Annotated in this window: 15 protein-coding genes; 7 read left to right on the top strand and 8 right to left on the bottom strand. The window is 28.4% G+C overall.

Features of this window, described 5'->3' with window-relative positions:
- Positions 1-6: 6 nt before the first annotated feature.
- Complete coding sequence (polA, locus tag ACTTA0_RS01900; protein WP_440675771.1) at positions 7-2,781, bottom strand: DNA polymerase I; 2,775 nt, start codon at positions 2,779-2,781, stop codon at positions 7-9.
- Positions 2,782-2,892: 111 nt separating this feature from the next.
- Here polA and ACTTA0_RS01895 point away from each other — a divergent pair, with 111 nt between their 5' ends.
- Positions 2,893-3,444, top strand: a complete 552-nt coding sequence (locus ACTTA0_RS01895; RefSeq protein WP_440675769.1) for a biotin transporter BioY — start codon at positions 2,893-2,895, stop codon at positions 3,442-3,444.
- On the opposite strand, the gene ACTTA0_RS01890 is transcribed toward ACTTA0_RS01895, so the two are convergent.
- Positions 3,437-4,000, bottom strand: a complete 564-nt coding sequence (locus tag ACTTA0_RS01890; RefSeq protein ID WP_440613721.1) for an ActR/PrrA/RegA family redox response regulator transcription factor — start codon at positions 3,998-4,000, stop codon at positions 3,437-3,439. The two genes, ACTTA0_RS01895 and ACTTA0_RS01890, sit on opposite strands and share 8 nt — an antisense overlap.
- A gap of 164 nt (positions 4,001-4,164) precedes the next feature.
- Between ACTTA0_RS01890 and ACTTA0_RS01885 the strand changes: the two genes are divergently transcribed.
- The 3 genes from ACTTA0_RS01885 to speB are packed head-to-tail and all read left to right on the top strand — an operon-like array spanning position 4,165 to position 7,270.
- Complete coding sequence (locus tag ACTTA0_RS01885; protein ID WP_440675768.1) at positions 4,165-5,349, top strand: type III PLP-dependent enzyme; 1,185 nt, start codon at positions 4,165-4,167, stop codon at positions 5,347-5,349.
- Positions 5,349-6,392, top strand: coding sequence for a 1,9-bis(guanidino)-5-aza-nonane synthase (locus ACTTA0_RS01880; RefSeq protein WP_440648278.1), 1,044 nt, complete (start codon positions 5,349-5,351; stop codon positions 6,390-6,392). Before ACTTA0_RS01885 ends, ACTTA0_RS01880 begins: the two co-directional genes overlap by 1 nt.
- A 2-nt stretch (positions 6,393-6,394) precedes the next feature.
- Positions 6,395-7,270 carry an agmatinase gene (gene speB / locus ACTTA0_RS01875; protein WP_440675766.1) on the top strand — a complete coding sequence of 292 codons (876 nt, stop codon included), beginning with the start codon at positions 6,395-6,397 and terminating at the stop codon, positions 7,268-7,270.
- Here speB and ACTTA0_RS01870 read toward each other — a convergent pair.
- Genes ACTTA0_RS01870 through ACTTA0_RS01855 form a run of 4 tightly spaced genes read right to left on the bottom strand, consistent with a single transcriptional unit; the run spans position 7,267 to position 10,799 of the window.
- The gene (locus ACTTA0_RS01870; RefSeq protein ID WP_440675764.1) at positions 7,267-7,821 is read right to left on the bottom strand and encodes a queuosine precursor transporter; all 555 of its coding nucleotides are present in this window, start codon (positions 7,819-7,821) and stop codon (positions 7,267-7,269) included. The genes speB and ACTTA0_RS01870 overlap by 4 nt on opposite strands.
- On the bottom strand, positions 7,821-8,132 hold the full coding sequence (rpmB, locus tag ACTTA0_RS01865; protein ID WP_075506505.1) for a 50S ribosomal protein L28: 312 nt from the start codon (positions 8,130-8,132) through the stop codon (positions 7,821-7,823). Before rpmB ends, ACTTA0_RS01870 begins: the two co-directional genes overlap by 1 nt.
- Before the next feature lie 52 nt (positions 8,133-8,184).
- Positions 8,185-9,237, bottom strand: a complete 1,053-nt coding sequence (locus tag ACTTA0_RS01860) for a quinone-dependent dihydroorotate dehydrogenase (RefSeq protein ID WP_440675762.1) — start codon at positions 9,235-9,237, stop codon at positions 8,185-8,187.
- Positions 9,237-10,799, bottom strand: coding sequence for a lysine--tRNA ligase (locus tag ACTTA0_RS01855; protein ID WP_440675760.1), 1,563 nt, complete (start codon positions 10,797-10,799; stop codon positions 9,237-9,239). The genes ACTTA0_RS01860 and ACTTA0_RS01855 overlap by 1 nt, the downstream gene beginning before the upstream one ends.
- Before the next feature lie 87 nt (positions 10,800-10,886).
- On the opposite strand from ACTTA0_RS01855, the gene ACTTA0_RS01850 reads away from it, so the two are divergent.
- The 3 genes from ACTTA0_RS01850 to ACTTA0_RS01840 are packed head-to-tail and all read left to right on the top strand — an operon-like array spanning position 10,887 to position 14,438.
- Positions 10,887-12,326, top strand: coding sequence for a TrkH family potassium uptake protein (locus ACTTA0_RS01850; RefSeq protein ID WP_440675759.1), 1,440 nt, complete (start codon positions 10,887-10,889; stop codon positions 12,324-12,326).
- 2 nt (positions 12,327-12,328) lie between these two features.
- Positions 12,329-13,705 carry an AmpG family muropeptide MFS transporter gene (locus ACTTA0_RS01845; protein WP_440675758.1) on the top strand — a complete coding sequence of 459 codons (1,377 nt, stop codon included), beginning with the start codon at positions 12,329-12,331 and terminating at the stop codon, positions 13,703-13,705.
- Positions 13,695-14,438, top strand: a complete 744-nt coding sequence (locus tag ACTTA0_RS01840) for a C40 family peptidase (protein WP_440675756.1) — start codon at positions 13,695-13,697, stop codon at positions 14,436-14,438. Before ACTTA0_RS01845 ends, ACTTA0_RS01840 begins: the two co-directional genes overlap by 11 nt.
- On the opposite strand, the gene ACTTA0_RS01835 is transcribed toward ACTTA0_RS01840, so the two are convergent.
- Entirely contained in the window at positions 14,435-15,331 is an 897-nt protein-coding gene (locus ACTTA0_RS01835; protein ID WP_440675755.1) for a prephenate dehydrogenase, read from the bottom strand. The two genes, ACTTA0_RS01840 and ACTTA0_RS01835, sit on opposite strands and share 4 nt — an antisense overlap.
- Positions 15,332-16,414 (bottom strand): histidinol-phosphate transaminase, encoded by a 1,083-nt coding sequence (hisC, locus tag ACTTA0_RS01830; RefSeq protein ID WP_440675754.1) that lies wholly within the window; start codon positions 16,412-16,414, stop codon positions 15,332-15,334.
- Positions 16,415-16,483: the final 69 nt, after the last annotated feature.

Below are 16,483 nucleotides of genomic sequence, written 5' to 3'. Positions count from 1 at the left end.
ATATAATTAGTGAAGCATTCCCCAATTATCACCAACATTTACATCAACTGTTAATGGGGTAGAAAAGGAATGATAATCACTTTGAGTAACACTGGTCATCTCATTCTGTATTAACTTGACCATTGCCTTTTCCTCTTTTTTTGGGACTTCAAAAATAAGCTCGTCATGTATTTGAAGAAGTATTTTTGATTTCAAATTTTTTTCTTCATTTAATTTTTTGTCTAGTCTAATCATTGCTAATCTCATAACTTCAGATGCTGACCCTTGAATTGGAGCATTAATTGCCGCTCTCTCTTGAAAATTTCTAACGTTAAAATTTTTATCATTTATTCCGTTAAAATGAGATCTTCTTCCAAATATATTGTTTACATAGCCACTTTTTCTGCAAAACTTAATTGTGCTATCCATATAAACTTTAATTTCAGGAAATTTAGCAAAATAAGCATTAAGAAATTCTTCTGCTTCATAATTAGAAACATTTATTTGTTTGGCTAAACCATACTGAGAAATTCCGTAAATTATTCCAAAATTTATTGCCTTAGCTTTCCTTCTGTGGTCTTGATTCACTTTTTTAATATCGACATTAAATATTTGGCTAGCTGTTAATGAGTGAATATCCTCGTTATTTTTAAAAGCTTTTTTAAGTTCTTTAACATCTGCAAGATCTGCTAAAATTCTCATCTCAATTTGATTATAGTCTGCTGATATCAATAAATGATCTTTTTTAGCCTTAAACGCTTTTCTTATATCTTTTCCATCTTCAGATTTAATTGGAATATTTTGCAGATTTGGATCACTTGAGGCCAATCTGCCTGTTGTTGTTGCTGCCAATAAAAAAGATGTATGAACCCTTTTTGTATTTGGATTAATATGCTCTGGCAAAGCATCGGAGTAAGTATTTTTTAATTTTGAAACCTGTCTCCAATCTAATACTAATTTTGGAAATTCATGACCTTTGAAGGCTAAATCTTCTAAAACACTTGCGCTTGTTGCAAAACTTCCTTTTTTTGTTTTTTTTGTCCCTGCAATCTTAAGATCATTATAAATAATTTCTCCTAATTGTTTTGGTGAAGCAATGTTAAATTCTTTATTTGAAATCTTGAAAACTTCTTTTTCAATTTTTTTAATTTTCTTATCAAATTTAGAGGAAAGAGAATTTAAAAATTTACTATCTACTTCAACACCTTCGATTTCCATAAATGCGAGTATTTTAATTAGTGGTTTTTCAAAAATCTCATAGATATTAAATAATTTTTCAGATTTTAAACTTTTGACAAATTTTTTATATAACCTGAAGGTAACGTCTGCATCTTCTGCTGCGTAATTTTTTGCTGTTTCTAATTCTACCTCACTAAAATTTATTTCTTTTTTGCCAGTACCAACAATTTCTTTAAATGAAATTGTTTTATGTCCAAGATGGATATCCGAAAGGGTGTCCATGTTATGTCTGTTCTTTCCAGCATCTAATACATAAGACATAAGCATAGTATCTTCCATTGACGAAAGTGAAATGCCAAGTTTGTAGAAAACTATAAAATCAAATTTAATATTTTGACCAATTTTTTTAACACTTGGGTCCTCTAATAAATTTTTTAATTTATTGATAACGCTATCTTTATTTAAACAATCCTTAGATTTATGACCAACTGGGATGTAACAAGCTTTTCCAATTTTTGAACAAAGTGAAATTCCAACTAAATCAGCCTGATGGGGGTCCAACGAACTTGTCTCTGTATCGACAGTAACTTCCCCTGCTTCCTCAGCTTCTTCTATCCACTCATCAATTTCATTAATATCTGTAATTAGATGATAATCTTTATTGCTTATTGGTTTTTGTTTTTCACTAGATTTTAAATTATTTTCAGATCCAGATAACTTTGGTTCCCCATAAGCTGAAATTGCAGAACTTAACAATCTATTAAATTCCATTTCTCTTAAAAATTTATAAAGTTTATCTTTATCAACCTCTTTGAGTTTAAATTCTGTTAAGTTTTTATTTACTGGAGACTTATTATCTAGAGTTACAAGTTTTTTACTAATTAAAGCTTTATCTTTATTCTCTATTAAAGTTTCTCTTCTTTTGTTCTGTTTAATTTCATGGGCAGAGTCTAATAATTTTTCTAGAGTACCATATTTATTAATTAATTCTGCAGCTGTTTTAACTCCTATTCCTGGAACACCAGGTACGTTGTCACTACTATCGCCTGCTAAAGATTGAACATCTATAACTTTTGAAGCATCAACACCAAACTTTTTAATTACATCGTCCTCTGTGATAAATTTATTTTTCATAGGGTCAAAAATTCGAACACCTTTTTTATAAAGTTGCATTAAGTCTTTATCTGATGAAACGATTGTAACTTTAGCCCCTTTTTTGAGTATTTGATCAACATATGTGGCTATTAGATCGTCAGCTTCATAATTTGGTAAATCCACAGAAGGTAAATTAAACGCTAAAACTGATTTTCTAATATACTCAAACTGAGGTGCTAGATCATCTGGTGCTTCTGATCGATTAGCTTTATAATCACTATAAATTTCATTTCTAAAGGTCTTTCTAGCTGAGTCGAAAATTACTGCAAAATGTGTTGGTTTTTGTAAATTTTGATCAGATTTTGAATCCTCTAATAATTTAAACAACATGCTACAAAATCCACTTACAGCACCTGTGGGTAGTCCATCACTTTTTCTAGTCAATGGTGGTAAAGCATAATAAGCTCTAAAAATATAACCAGAGCCATCAATTAAATAAAAATGATCTGTTTTTTGTATTTTATTCATGAAGATTAACAAATATTACATTGCTAACAATTTCTGTATATAAAAAAATAAAATTAAATCTTCAGGCTAATATAGCTAGATTATTTTTTATATTTTGAGTATTATTTTACTATGGAACTTACAAAAAACTTAACACAAACAAAAATCATAAAATCTTTGTTAGCTGTGATTCTGGGTTCAATTGCTTTAACTATTTCTGCAAAAATTAAAATTCCATTTTATCCAGTTCCAATGACAATGCAGACATTTGTTGTGTTATTCTTAGGTGTAAGCTTAGGTTATAAAATTGGTTTAGCTTCTGTAGGTTTATATTTATTAGAGGGGATTGCGGGATTACCTGTATTTTCAAACTCTCCAGAAAAAGGAATTGGTATAGTCTATTTTACTGGCCCAACGATGGGCTATTTAATTGGTTTTTTAACTGCTTGTTATTTAGCCTCAAAAATTAATACAAAAGATAGTTTTATAATTATTCTAACTAAATTAGTTATTGCAACATCTACAATCTTTATCTTGGGTTTAATATGGCTGGGTACTCTTATTGGTTGGGATAAACCAATATTTTCACTAGGTGCAGAGCCGTTTTTATTAGCGGAACTATTCAAAATTATTATTTTAGCTTTAATTACTAAACAAATAATTAAAATTAGAAATATTATCTAGGAGATCTTTTAGATAGAATTCTTTGAAGGGTTCTTCTATGCATCTTCAACCTTCGAGCTGTTTCGGAAACATTCCTATTACATAACTCAAATACTCTATGAATATGTTCCCATTTAACTCTATCAGCTGACATTGGATTTTCTGGTGGTGCTGCCTTTTTAGCTGGATCTGCCAACAATGCTTTTTCTACATCTTCTGCATCTGCTGGTTTTGCCAAGTAATCAATTGCACCTTCTTTAATAGCTGCAACTGCTGTGGGAATATTTCCATAACCCGTGAGCATTATAATTCTACTATCATTATTAGAAGATTGAATTTCCTTAACGACCTCAAGGCCATTACCGTCTCCAAGTCTTAAGTCTACAACTGCGAAACCTGGTTTTTTACTTTTAACGGATTCAACTCCCTTTTGTACACTCTCAGCTTGAAAAACTTCAAAACCTTTTTTTTCCATAGCTCTTGCCAATCTTTCTCTAAAAGGATTGTCATCATCTACTATTAAAAGCGACTTATTTTCGAAATCGCTTAGATTTTGTAATTTGGCTTCGTTTTTCATCAGCCTTATATGGGGTCAAAATCTAATATTACAATATATGAAAATTGCGCAAATCAGCCTTGAATTATTTGCTTTACATTGCCTGTGTTTACATTATATGGCTCAAATTATTAAAGTTTTATTAAAAACTTTTTTTTATTAAATTTTTTTTGGAGGCATATGAAATGCAAAAATTTAAGTCAGTTGAAGAACTTATAAATCAACTGAAACCTGAAAAGCCTGTTTATTGTATTAGGAAGAAATCCATAGAATCTTCGGTTAAATTTTTCTTAGATAAGTTCCCTGGAAAAATTTTATATGCAGTTAAAACAAACCCACATCCCGAAGTTATTCAAACAATTTTAAATACAGGTGTAAACCAATTTGATGTTGCCTCAATTGAAGAAATTAAAGCTATAAGAAAACTTACTCAAAATGCAAAATGTTCTTATATGCATACTGTAAAAAGTAGAGAAAGTATCAAAGAGGCCTATTTTAATTATGGTGTAAAAACTTTCTCATTAGACACAAAAGAAGAATTAATCAAAATTATTGAAAGTACAAATAATGCAAAAGATTTAGAATTATTTGTAAGAGTTGCTGTTTCAAATGAGCATGCTGAAATTGATTTATCTAAAAAATTTGGAGCACTAACATCTGAAGCTGTAGGATTACTAAGATTAGTAAAACAATATGCAAAAAAAATTGGATTAAGTTTCCATGTTGGATCGCAGTGTATGCATCCAATTTCATATGCTAAAGGCATAAATGAGATTGGAAATCTAATTAAAAAAACAAAAATAATCCCTGATACAATAAATGTTGGTGGAGGATTTCCAACAATTTATCCAGATTTAATTCCGCAATCATTAGATGAATACTTCAATGAAATTAAAAAAAGTTTGTCTAATTTAAAATTAGAGAAGTTGCCGGAGATAATTTGTGAACCAGGAAGAGCATTAGTTGCAGAAAGTGGTTCAACAATTGTTAAAGTAAATTTAAGAAAAAAACAAAAACTTTATATAAACGATGGAACATATGGAACTCTATTTGATGCAGGGACACCTAACATAATTTATCCATCTAAGATGATTAAAGAAAATTCTAATAAAATAATTTCAAAAAAATTGACTGCTTTTGATTTCTTTGGTCCTACTTGTGATAGCATGGATTATATGAAAGGACCTTTTTTATTACCAAATAATATTAAGGAAAATGATTACATAGAGCTTGGTCAACTTGGAGCATATGGATTAACTTTTAGAACACAATTCAATGGTTACTATTCAGATGAAATTTATGAAGTTGAAGATAAACCAATAATGTCAATGTATGAAAAAGACGTTAACAGCGCTCATATGGTTGCTTAATGTCAGACCAAAAAAATCCAGGACATAATAGTAAAAGAGATTTTTTAAAAAATCCTGTCGAACATATAGATATTACTTCATTTGACTCTAGAACAATTATTTCTTCAATGGAGAAAATGTCATTTGTATCTAGAGAAACTGCAAATGCTGCGAACATTTACAACGAAATGCTTAAAGATAAGGAGTGTACAATTTTTCTTACTTTAGCAGGATCAACATCTGCTGCAGGATGTATGAATATTTATAAAGATCTTGTTAAATACAATATGGTTGATGCAATTGTAGCAACAGGGGCATCAATTGTAGATATGGATTTTTTTGAAGCTCTTGGATTTAAACATTATCAAGGATCTCAATTTCAAGATGATACTGAATTAAGAGACAACTATATTGATAGAATTTACGACACATATATCGACGAAGAAGAACTTCAAATGTGTGATAAAATTATTTGTGAAATAGCAGATACTTTAGAACCAAGAAGTTATACTTCCAGAGAGTTTATTTTAGAAATGGGAAAATATTTAAAAAAAAATTCAAAAAAGAAAGATTCTTTAATTGAAACAGCTTACGATAATAATGTTCCAATTTTTTGTCCAGCTTTCACAGACTCAAGCGCAGGTTTTGGTCTTGTAATGCATCAAGAAAAAAATCCTAAAAAACATATGACTATAGACTCTGTTAGAGAGTTCAGAGAACTAACGGAAATTAAAATCAAATCAAAAGGTTCTGGTTTATTTATGATTGGTGGAGGAGTTCCTAAAAATTTTATTCAAGACACTGTTATTTGTGCTGAGCTTCTTGGTAAAAATGTAGATATGCATAAGTATGCTGTACAAATTACAGTTGCTGATAGTAGAGATGGTGCATGTAGTAGTTCTACTTTAAAAGAAGCAAGTTCTTGGGGTAAAGTAGATATCACTAAAGAACAAATGGTATTTGCTGAAGCAACAAGTGTATTGCCATTAATAGCTAGCGATGCTTACCATAAAGGTGAGTGGAAAAATAGAGAACGAAAAAACTTCTCAAAAATATTTATTTAAAATTGAAATATTTATCAAACAAACATGGTTTCTTGGGAATTGATAATACATTCAACTTCAAAGAAAAAGTGGTAGTCGTTCCATTTGGACTTGAAAAAACAGTTAGTTATGGCGGTGGAACAAAAAATGGACCGAAAGAAATTATCAAAGCTTCTCACCAAGTTGAACTATATGATGAGGAACTAAATTGTGAACCTTACAAAAAAATAGGTATCAAGACATTAAAACCATTCAAAATTGATAAAAATATCAAAGTAGCATTAAATAAAATTTCTAAAATCAATGGGGAAATTTTAGATAAAAAACTATTTCCAATGACTTTTGGTGGTGAACATTCAATTACACCAGGATGTATTGTTCCTTTTACAAAAAGATATAAAAATATTTGTCTTTTACATTTTGATGCACATGCAGATTTGCGTGAAAGTTATAATGGTGAAAAATTTTCACATGCATCGGCAATAAGAAGATGTTTAGATTATAAAAATGTATCTTTAATTTCTTTTGGAATTAGAAATATATCAGAAAGTGAAATTCCATTTTTGAAAAAAAATTCAAATAGAATAGATATCTTCTGGGCAAAAGATAAAAAAAAATGGAATTTAAATAAATTTAAAAAATTAATAAAAAATAAAACTGTTTACTTAACGTTTGATGTAGACGGATTAGATTCAAGTATTATGCCTGCTACTGGAACACCCGAACCAGGCGGATTGTTATGGGATGAAACTTTAGAGATAATTAGAATTGCTGCAAAAAATTCAAATATAGTTGGAGCTGACATTAATGAACTATCTCCAATTAAAGGATTCAACTCTTACAATTTTCTTGTTGCTAAATTAGCTTATAAAATTTTATCTTATAAATTTTTATATTAGACTTTAATTGGTTTAAATATTTTTAATAACATTCTAAATGGTATTAACATTATTAATGCTACTAGTATTTTAACACCTAAATCACCTAGAGATAAAGTTACCCAAGGAACTCCAGTTCCATAAAATGATATTGAGAAAAATAAAAAAGTATCAATAGTTGAACCAATTAATGATGAAGTTAGAGGTGCAACAAACCACTGTTTTTTTCTTAAACGATCAAATATTTGAATATCTAGCAATTGGGCTGTAAGGAAAGCAACTCCAGATCCAACTGCAATTCTTATAGAAATTAAATCTTCGAAGTTTGTTGAGAAAAATAGAGTAAAAATAATTCCTATAAAAAAACCAAAATAAACTATTTTTCTAGCAATTATTTTTCCATAAGATCTATTTGCTAAATCAGTTATCAAAAAAGCTACAGGATAACTAAAAGCTCCATAAGTAAGAATTTCATTTAATCCATAATAATTTATTGGAAATTGAACAAGATAGTTTGAGGATAAAACAACCACACCCATCATTAAAGATAGGCTGATAAAAAATTTATTCATTAAGCAGATTTAGCTACTGGCTTTTTTTTATATGGCGATTTTAATAAAATAACTTTTTTAAGTTTTTTTAATCTTGGTGAAATATTTTTATTTTTTACAGTTTTTAAAAACTCGTCAAAACTTCCTTTTTTATCAACTGATCTTACTCCTGAATTACTAACAGTTAGTTTCAAACTTCTTCCAGCAAGCTCACTTGTAAATTTTACTTTTTTTAAATTAGGTAAAAATCTTCTTTTAGTCTTATTGTTAGCATGACTAACATTATGACCTTTCATAGGAATTTTACCAGTTAGTTCGCATTTTTTTGACATAATTTCAGTGCCTATATAAGGGGAGATATTAAGGGCGTCAAGTTTATTAAAATTAAGAAAGAGTTTTATTTCCAACGATTTCTGAAATATTTTTCACTCCATCTCTAAGAAGTAATTCTTTTAGCTCTTTTTTAATGTTTGCAGCAATATTGGGTCCTTGAAATACCATTCCGGTATATAACTGAATATAATCTGCCCCTGACAAAAATTTATCATGTGCAGACTTTCCAGAGTCAATACCTCCCACCCCAATTATTTTAATTCTACCATTTAGCAGTTTAAAGAATTGATTAATAAGTAAATTTGATTTTTGTTCTATTGGTTTTCCTGACAAGCCTCCTTTTTGGTGTCGTTGAATATTTTTTAAATCATCTCTGGTACTTTCTGATGTATTTGAAATAATTATTGCAGATATATCATTTTCTAAAAGAATCTCTGATATTAATTCTATTTGCTTTAAATCAATGTCTGGAGAAATTTTAACTACGATTGGAATATTAGTTTTCAATTCATTTTTCTTATCTTTAATTGATTTTAATAATTCATTTAATTTATTTTCATCATGAAAGTTTCTTAAATTTTCAGTATTAGGTGAAGAAATATTTATTGTAATATAATCAGCAACTTCATAAAATTTTTCTAATCCAATTAAATAATCATTCAATCGATTATCAGAGTCTTTATTTGGTCCAACATTTACTCCAAGTATTCCAATTTTTTTATTTGATTTTATTCTATTTAAAATAGTTTCAGATCCTTGATTATTGAATCCCAATCTATTAATTAACGCTTGATCTTCAACTAATCTAAATACTCTTGGCTTTTCATTACCATATTGTTTTAAAGGAGTAACAGTTCCAACTTCAACAAAACCAAATCCCAATTTAAACAAAGGATTGTAAACTTCTGCATTTTTGTCAAAACCAGCTGCTATTCCTATTGGATTGCTTAAATCTTTACCAAATATTTGTGTTTTGAAAATTGGATCATTTTTATTTTCATCAAATACATTTGATACTAAATTAAATTTTAAAGATTGAATTGCTAGAGTATGGGCTTTTTCTGGATCTAATTTAAAAATTAAAGATCTTAAATTTGAATACATTATTTGAGTTTGCTCATTATAAGGTCTTTTGTTTCATTAACACCAAAAAAACTTATAAAAAATCCCATTCTTGGTCCATTTTCATCACCAAAAACCACCTCATAAATAAGTTTAAACCAATCTCTTAAATTTTCAGCATAACCATTTTCTTTTCCAGTAGAATAAATCAAAGTTTGGATTTCCTCTGGTGGCATCTGATCATTGCATTTTTCTAAAGTTGAAATTAAAGCCTCAAGAGCTTTTTTTTCATCTTCAGAAGGTGTTTTGTATTTTTTTTGAGACTTAATTACATCATTAAAATATTTAATTGCGTATCCTACTAATCCATCAAAAATTGGAAAGTTAGTTTCTTGAATATTTGGTTTATATTTTTTTACAAATTTCCATAACAAATCTTTACTATCTGCATTACTTGTTTCTACTAAGTTCAATAACATTGAAAAACTCATAATCATATCTTCTTTTGGAATACTCCCATTGTGGACATGCCACACTGGATTCATTACTAATTGCTGCTCAGTCTGCTTTTTAGATTTTTCAATATTATCCAAATATTCATCTACTGCTTTTGGAACTATTTCTTTATAAAGTTTTTTAGCTCTTTTTGGATTTTGATACATATATAGAGATAAACTTTCTGGTGAAGCATACTTCAACCATTGATCAATAGTTATTCCATTACCTTTAGATTTTGAAATTTTCTCGCCCTTTTCATCTAGAAAAAGTTCATATGCAAATCCTGATGGATTCTTTTTACCCAATAAATTAATGATTTTTGTAGATAAAATTGCACTTTCAATCAAATCCTTGCCATACATTTCAAAATCAATGTCTAAAGCAAACCATCTCATTGCCCAATCTACTTTCCACTGTAATTTACAATTACCATCTAAAATACTACTCTCTAATTTTTTACCTTTATTATCGAATATTATTTTAGAATTAGACTGATCAATTTCTATTACAGGTATCTCCAAAACATGACCAGTATCAGGACATACTGGTAAAAAAGGACTGTATGTTTTTTGTCTTTCTTTCCCAAGTGTTGGTAAAATAATATTCATTATTCCTTCATAATTTTCTAAAATGATTTTCAAAGTAGGATTAAAAAATCCTGCCTTGTACAAAGATGTGGAACTTTTAAAATTATATTTAAAATTAAAACTGTTTAAAAAATCCTTCAGCATTTCATTATTATGTTCTCCAAAACTATTAAATTTTTGAAAAGGATCAGGTACTTGCGTTAAAGGTTTGTGAAGGTTTTGTTGCAACAATTCTTGGTTGGGAACATTATCTGGAACTTTTCTTAAGCCATCCATGTCATCTGAAAATGTAATAATTTCTGTTGGTAAATCTGTGAGTTGATTAAGTGCATTAACCATCATTGAAGTTCGTGCAACTTCTCCGAAAGTTCCTATATGAGGTAATCCACTTGGACCATATCCAGTTTGGAGGGTAATCTTACCTTTTTTTTCAATAAAAACTTTTCTTTCACGAAGCATTTTTTTAGCTTCAACAAAAGGCCAGGCACTTGTCTTTTCTAGGACATCTTTTTTAATCATGAATTGCTCTTTTTAACCTTAAACTAGTGATTATATTAATTCTTATAGAGTTGAAATTTATTTACCATAAAATATTGTTCTTTCAAAATGTCTAATTACAAAACTGTTTTTTTTACGCTTGGAATTCTGCAAATAATATTGGGTGTATCAATGTTCATCCCAATTATAGTACAATTCTTTTACTCAGAGATAGACTCATCTTTCTTTGGCTCATCTATTGTAACCGTAATATTTGGAACTTTATTTTTTTTATCAAATTTAGATCACGATAAAAAACTTAATCTACAACAAGCTTTCTTATTAACTGCACTATCTTGGATTAGTATTGCAGTATTTGGATCTTTACCTTTTGTATTCTCTAGTATTGAGCTTTCAATTACAGACTCTTTTTTTGAAAGTATGTCAGGAATTACTACAACTGGATCTACAATAATCTCAGATTTAGAGAACGCACCAAAAGGTCTTCTTTTATGGAGAGCTATTTTACAATGGCTAGGTGGAATTGGAATAATTGTAATGGCGATTACTTTAATGCCTATAATGAATGTTGGAGGTATGCAATTATTTAAAATTTCAAGTAATGACTCTTCAGAAAAAATACTCCCTAAGTCAAAAGAAATAGCACTTAGATTAATTTATATTTATTCAGGATTAACAGGCCTTTGTGCAATCACTTATTGGATATTTGGTATGAGTAAATTTGACAGCTTAACTCATTCAATGACTACAATCGCTACTGGAGGCTTTTCTAACTACAACGAATCTATTGGTTACTTTAATAGTTTACCAATTGAAGTTTCATCAATGTTTTTTATTATATTGGGTAGCATTCCTTTTATTGCTTACATTAAATTTATAAGTGGAAACAAAAAAATTTTTTTAAATGATATTCAAATCAAAACTTTTTTAAAAATTATAATATTCACTGTTATAATTTTATCTATTTACTTATTATTTTCTAATCAAGAAAACTTTAGTTTGAGATCAATATTTTTTAATACTATATCAATCCTGAGTGGTACTGGTTATGTGAATGCAGAATTTGATAGATGGGGTAGTTTTCCTATAACCTTATTTCTTGCGTTAATGTTTATAGGTGGATGTGCTGGGTCTACAGCTTGTGGTGTAAAAATATTTAGAATTCAAATTCTTTATCTATTTATTCTAAACCAGTTAAAAAAAATAATTTATCCTAAAGGAGTATTTGTAATTAAGTATGATCAAAGTGCAGTTGATGAAAAGTTTATAGCTTCAATTATTTCATTTATTTATTTTTATATCGTAATATTTTTTATTCTTACTGCATTGTTATCATTAACTGGTTTAGATTTTATTACAGCTATCTCGGGTGCCGCTACATCTATTTCAAATGTTGGACCTGGTCTTGGTCCAATAATTGGCCCCAATGGAGATTTTTCTTCATTACCAGATCTTTCTAAATGGATTTTAACAGTTGGTATGATTTTGGGTAGACTTGAGCTATTTGCAATATTAGTATTATTTTTACCATCATTTTGGAAAAATTAATTATGTCTGAAATAAAAAAAACATCCTGGTTAGAATCCATCTCAGTTTATAAAGATATCCGAATGCTAAGGATTTTATTACTTGGTGCAATCAGTGGATTTCCATGGGTTTTGATTGCTAGTAGTTTAAGTCTTTGGTTAAAGGAAGAAGGATTAAGTAGATCTACTATTGGATGGGCAGGACTTATTTTTGGAGTTTATGCTTTCAATTATCTTTGGGCACCAATTATAGATAGAATTCAAATTCCTTTCCTAACTAAAAAATTAGGTCACCGAAGAGGATGGATTGTTTTAATGCAATTAGTAATTCTATTAAGTTTACTAGTTTGGAGTATTATAAATCCTACAGAAAATTTAGCGTTGATAATTACAGTTGGATTGATCATCGCTATAGCATCAGCAACTCAAGACATAACGGTAGATGCATTAAGAATTGAACAAATTAATGAAAATGAAGGAAAATCAATGGCAGCAGGTGCTGCAATGGCTGTAGTTGGTTGGTGGACAGGTTATAAATTAGGTGGTGTAGTTGCTTTATTTACTGCAGAGTTTTTTGAAAATATTGGTATCCAAGATTACTGGCAAGCAACTTTTTTAATATTAGGTATTTTAATTATTTTAATGAATATTGCTCTGATGTTTGTTCATGAGCCAGTAGAAACTGACAGACAATCAAAGCAAAAGGAAACTGATAATTTAATTAAAGGTAAACTAGGATCTAACAATATTATCACAACTTTTGTTGCTTATATAACTGGAACAATTGGTGGGCCCATTATTAGCTTCTTTAAAAAAAATGGTTTTGCCATAGCTACAGGAATTTTAGGGTTTGTCTTTTTGTTTAAAATTGGAGAAGCATTCATGGGTAGAATGTCGATTGTATTTTATAAAGAAATAGGCTTTTCAAAAGGACAAATTGCAATCTATTCAAAAGGATTGGGTTGGATCACAACTGTCGTATTTACTTTAATTGGTGGCGTAATGGCCATGAGGGCTGGAACTATAAAAACTATGTTCTTTGCAGGAGGTTTAATGGCGGTTACAAATCTGTTATTTGCTGTCTTAGCATGGACTGGTAAATCTGAACTATTATTTGCAATAGCAGTTATTGCTGACGATATTACTGCAGCTTTTGCAACTGTTGCATTTGTAGCATTTATATCTTTACTGGTTGATCGAACATATACAGCAACACAATACGCATTACTTGCATCAATAGGAACTGCTGGAAGAACAACTTTAGCATCATCATCAGGAGCTTTAGTAGATTGGTTAAACGGAGATTGGGGAACATTTTTTGTCTTAACAACTATTATGGTTATTCCTTCACTAATATGCCTATGGATGATAAAAAATAAAATTAAAATTGGTGCAAAATAAATTTTATTTTACAGGTAGTTTTTCTAATATTTATAAGAAATCCTCTAAATTTTCAGAAGTAACTTCACAAATATTGTATGGAGAAAAATTTAAAATTTTATCTAAAACTAAAAATTGGATAAAAATAAAATCTAGTTTTGATAATTATACTGGGTACATTCAAAATAAAAATTATTCAAAAGAATTTAAAGCTAATTATAAGGTAAGTAGTTTAAAAGCAAACATCTATAAAAAACCAAATTTAAAAACTAATACTTTTCTGTCTTTTGGATCAAAGTTGTCAGTTAAAGAAACTAATAAAAATTTTGCTAGAATTGATAAAAATAAATGGATTAAAAAAAAAGATATAAAAAAAATAAATTATAAAGAAAACAACTTTATTAAAATCTTTAAACAATTTTTGAACATAAAATATATCTGGGGTGGAAAAAGTTATGGGGGAATAGATTGCTCAGCCCTATTACAAATATTTTACTATTATAATAATAAGTTTTTACCTCGAGATACCAAAGATCAAATTAAATATTTAAAAGGAAACATAAAAAGAAATTATCAAAAGGGAGATATCATTTTTTGGAAAGGGCATGTCGCAATGTGCTTAAATTCCAAGCAATTAATACATGCATATGGACCTGAAAATAAAGTATTGATCATGCCTATAATTAAGACAATTAGAAGAATTGAAAATACAGCAAAACTTAAAGTTAAAAAAATAGCTAAAATTAAAATTTAGCTTCTTCCAAAATCTGGCTTATTAATATCTTGTTTGAGTTTGATTATTTTTGATCTGACTTTTTTAGTTTCAGTAAGCTTGTTAATAATAGATTTATTATTTTTTGAATTAATATCAGATTTAAATGATTTCAAATTTTTAATAAATAAATCAATAGCATTTGAAATATTTTTATTGTTGTTGAAAAAAATATCTCGCCACATAATCTCATTAGAAGCTGCTATTCTTGAAAAATCTCTTAGTCCTCCTGCACTATATTTGATTAAATCATAGCTTTGTTTTTTCTCAAAATCTTGAGCTGACTTAACTAAATTATATGCAATTAAGTGAGGTAAATGACTAGTTATTGAAAAAATTTTGTCATGTTTTTCTGGTGACATGATTGTTACTTTTGATCCAATCTTCTCCCAAAATTTTTTCAGAAAATTTAAATTTTTTTTAATTGTATTTTTTTCTTTAATTAAAATACACCATCTACCCTCGAACATGTTGCTCTTTCCGTGCTGTGGCCCACTTACTTCAGAACCAGCAATTGGATGACTGGAAGTCCATGCAATTCCTTCTTTTAAAAATTTTTTTATTATTTTTGATGATTCAATTTTTGAAGAACCAACATCAGTAATTAATGTGTTAGGAGAAATATAATTATTTATTTTCATAATTATATTTTTGTATTCACTCATAGGCGTACAAAAAATAATAAAATTAGATTTTGTTACAGCTTCTTTTAATGAACTAACTACTTTTCCAGGTAATTTAAGATTTTTAATTCTTGATATATTCTTTTTTGACTTTTCATAAATATATATCTTATCTGCTAATTTATTTTTGTGTATAGATCTTAAAACTGAAGATCCAAGCAAACCACACCCTATGATTAAAATATTTTTCATTTAATTAAAAATCTTTCTCACTGTATTCATAAATATTAAATTTTCTCTAGATGAGCCAATAGTTAATCTCAATTTGTTTTTAATATGATAACCATCTTCAGTAGATCTTAATATAATTCCTTTATTTTTTAATTTTTGGTAAAGAAAATTTGCTGAATATTTACATTCATCAAAATTTAATAGTAAAAAATTTGCTGATACAGCGTTTGAAAAAATATTATATTTTTCGAGAAATTTTTTTAGTCTATTTGCATAGTTTAAGTTATGTCTAATAGATTTTTGAATGAATTGCTTATCCTTCAAAGACTCTGCGGCCGCAACTTGAGCCAAACCATTTACATTAAAAGGTGGTTTAATAACATTTAACGCTCTAATTATTTGTTTCGATCCATATCCCCAGCCAATTCTTAATGAGGCCAACCCAAACATTTTAGAAAATGTTCTCAATATAAATACATTGTCTTTTTTTTTAAATAATTCTAAACCAGAGCTGTAATCATCATTTTTCATATATTCTGAGTACGCATCATCAATTACTAATAAAATATTTTTATTCAATTTTCTTCTAAGTTCTAATGTCTCTTTTTTAGTTAAATATGTTCCTGTTGGATTGTTTGGATTTGCAATAAAAACTATTTTGGTTTTCTTAGATACTTTTTTCAATATTTCTTCAATTGAAACTTTAAAATTATTTTCTTTTGCAAATACAACTTTTGCACCAACAATTTTTGCATAAATTCTGTACATTAAAAAACTATATTGAGGAACAATCACTTCATCCTTTGGATGTAGATATAATTGACATAACATTTGAATTACCTCGTCAGAACCTGCTCCACATATTATTTTATCGAAATTGCATTTATACGCTTTAGATATTGCCATTTTAAGATTGGTAGACTTTCCATCTGGATATTTATCTAATACTAAATTTTTTTGAGATATTGCTTTTTTTGCTAATGGGCTCATCCCTAAAGCAGACTCATTAGCTGACAATTTAATGACCTTTTTAATTTTGTTAATTTTAGATTTGCCAGGCTTATAAGCTTCTATGTTAAATTTTTTAAATTTAGGTGTACTCATTTTTTTTATTTTTATGAGCTCTTTATAGATAAAAAAACAAATATTTATAGAGAATATGATCTTATTTTA

The sequence above is a fragment of the Candidatus Pelagibacter sp. HIMB1593 genome, from assembly GCF_052047755.1.
GTDB lineage: Bacteria > Pseudomonadota > Alphaproteobacteria > Pelagibacterales > Pelagibacteraceae > Pelagibacter.
The sequence above is the reverse complement of the archived record's forward strand: the minus strand, read 5'-3'. Positions and strand labels throughout refer to the sequence as shown.

Excerpts from the sequence above, each read along its gene's own strand:
- ACTTA0_RS01845 (WP_440675758.1), top strand. The coding sequence starts at position 12,329 with ATGTCTGAAATAAAAAAAACATCCTGGTTAGAATCCATCTCAGTTTAT.
- ACTTA0_RS01890 (WP_440613721.1), bottom strand. The coding sequence starts at position 4,000 with ATGAAAAACGAAGCCAAATTACAAAATCTAAGCGATTTCGAAAATAAG.
- ACTTA0_RS01895 (WP_440675769.1), top strand. The coding sequence starts at position 2,893 with ATGGAACTTACAAAAAACTTAACACAAACAAAAATCATAAAATCTTTG.
- hisC (WP_440675754.1), bottom strand. The coding sequence starts at position 16,414 with ATGAGTACACCTAAATTTAAAAAATTTAACATAGAAGCTTATAAGCCT.
- ACTTA0_RS01880 (WP_440648278.1), top strand. The coding sequence starts at position 5,349 with ATGTCAGACCAAAAAAATCCAGGACATAATAGTAAAAGAGATTTTTTA.
- ACTTA0_RS01885 (WP_440675768.1), top strand. The coding sequence starts at position 4,165 with ATGCAAAAATTTAAGTCAGTTGAAGAACTTATAAATCAACTGAAACCT.
- ACTTA0_RS01835 (WP_440675755.1), bottom strand. The coding sequence starts at position 15,331 with ATGAAAAATATTTTAATCATAGGGTGTGGTTTGCTTGGATCTTCAGTT.
- ACTTA0_RS01855 (WP_440675760.1), bottom strand. The coding sequence starts at position 10,799 with ATGATTAAAAAAGATGTCCTAGAAAAGACAAGTGCCTGGCCTTTTGTT.
- ACTTA0_RS01850 (WP_440675759.1), top strand. The coding sequence starts at position 10,887 with ATGTCTAATTACAAAACTGTTTTTTTTACGCTTGGAATTCTGCAAATA.
- polA (WP_440675771.1), bottom strand. The coding sequence starts at position 2,781 with ATGAATAAAATACAAAAAACAGATCATTTTTATTTAATTGATGGCTCT.
- ACTTA0_RS01870 (WP_440675764.1), bottom strand. The coding sequence starts at position 7,821 with ATGAATAAATTTTTTATCAGCCTATCTTTAATGATGGGTGTGGTTGTT.
- rpmB (WP_075506505.1), bottom strand. The coding sequence starts at position 8,132 with ATGTCAAAAAAATGCGAACTAACTGGTAAAATTCCTATGAAAGGTCAT.
- ACTTA0_RS01860 (WP_440675762.1), bottom strand. The coding sequence starts at position 9,237 with ATGTATTCAAATTTAAGATCTTTAATTTTTAAATTAGATCCAGAAAAA.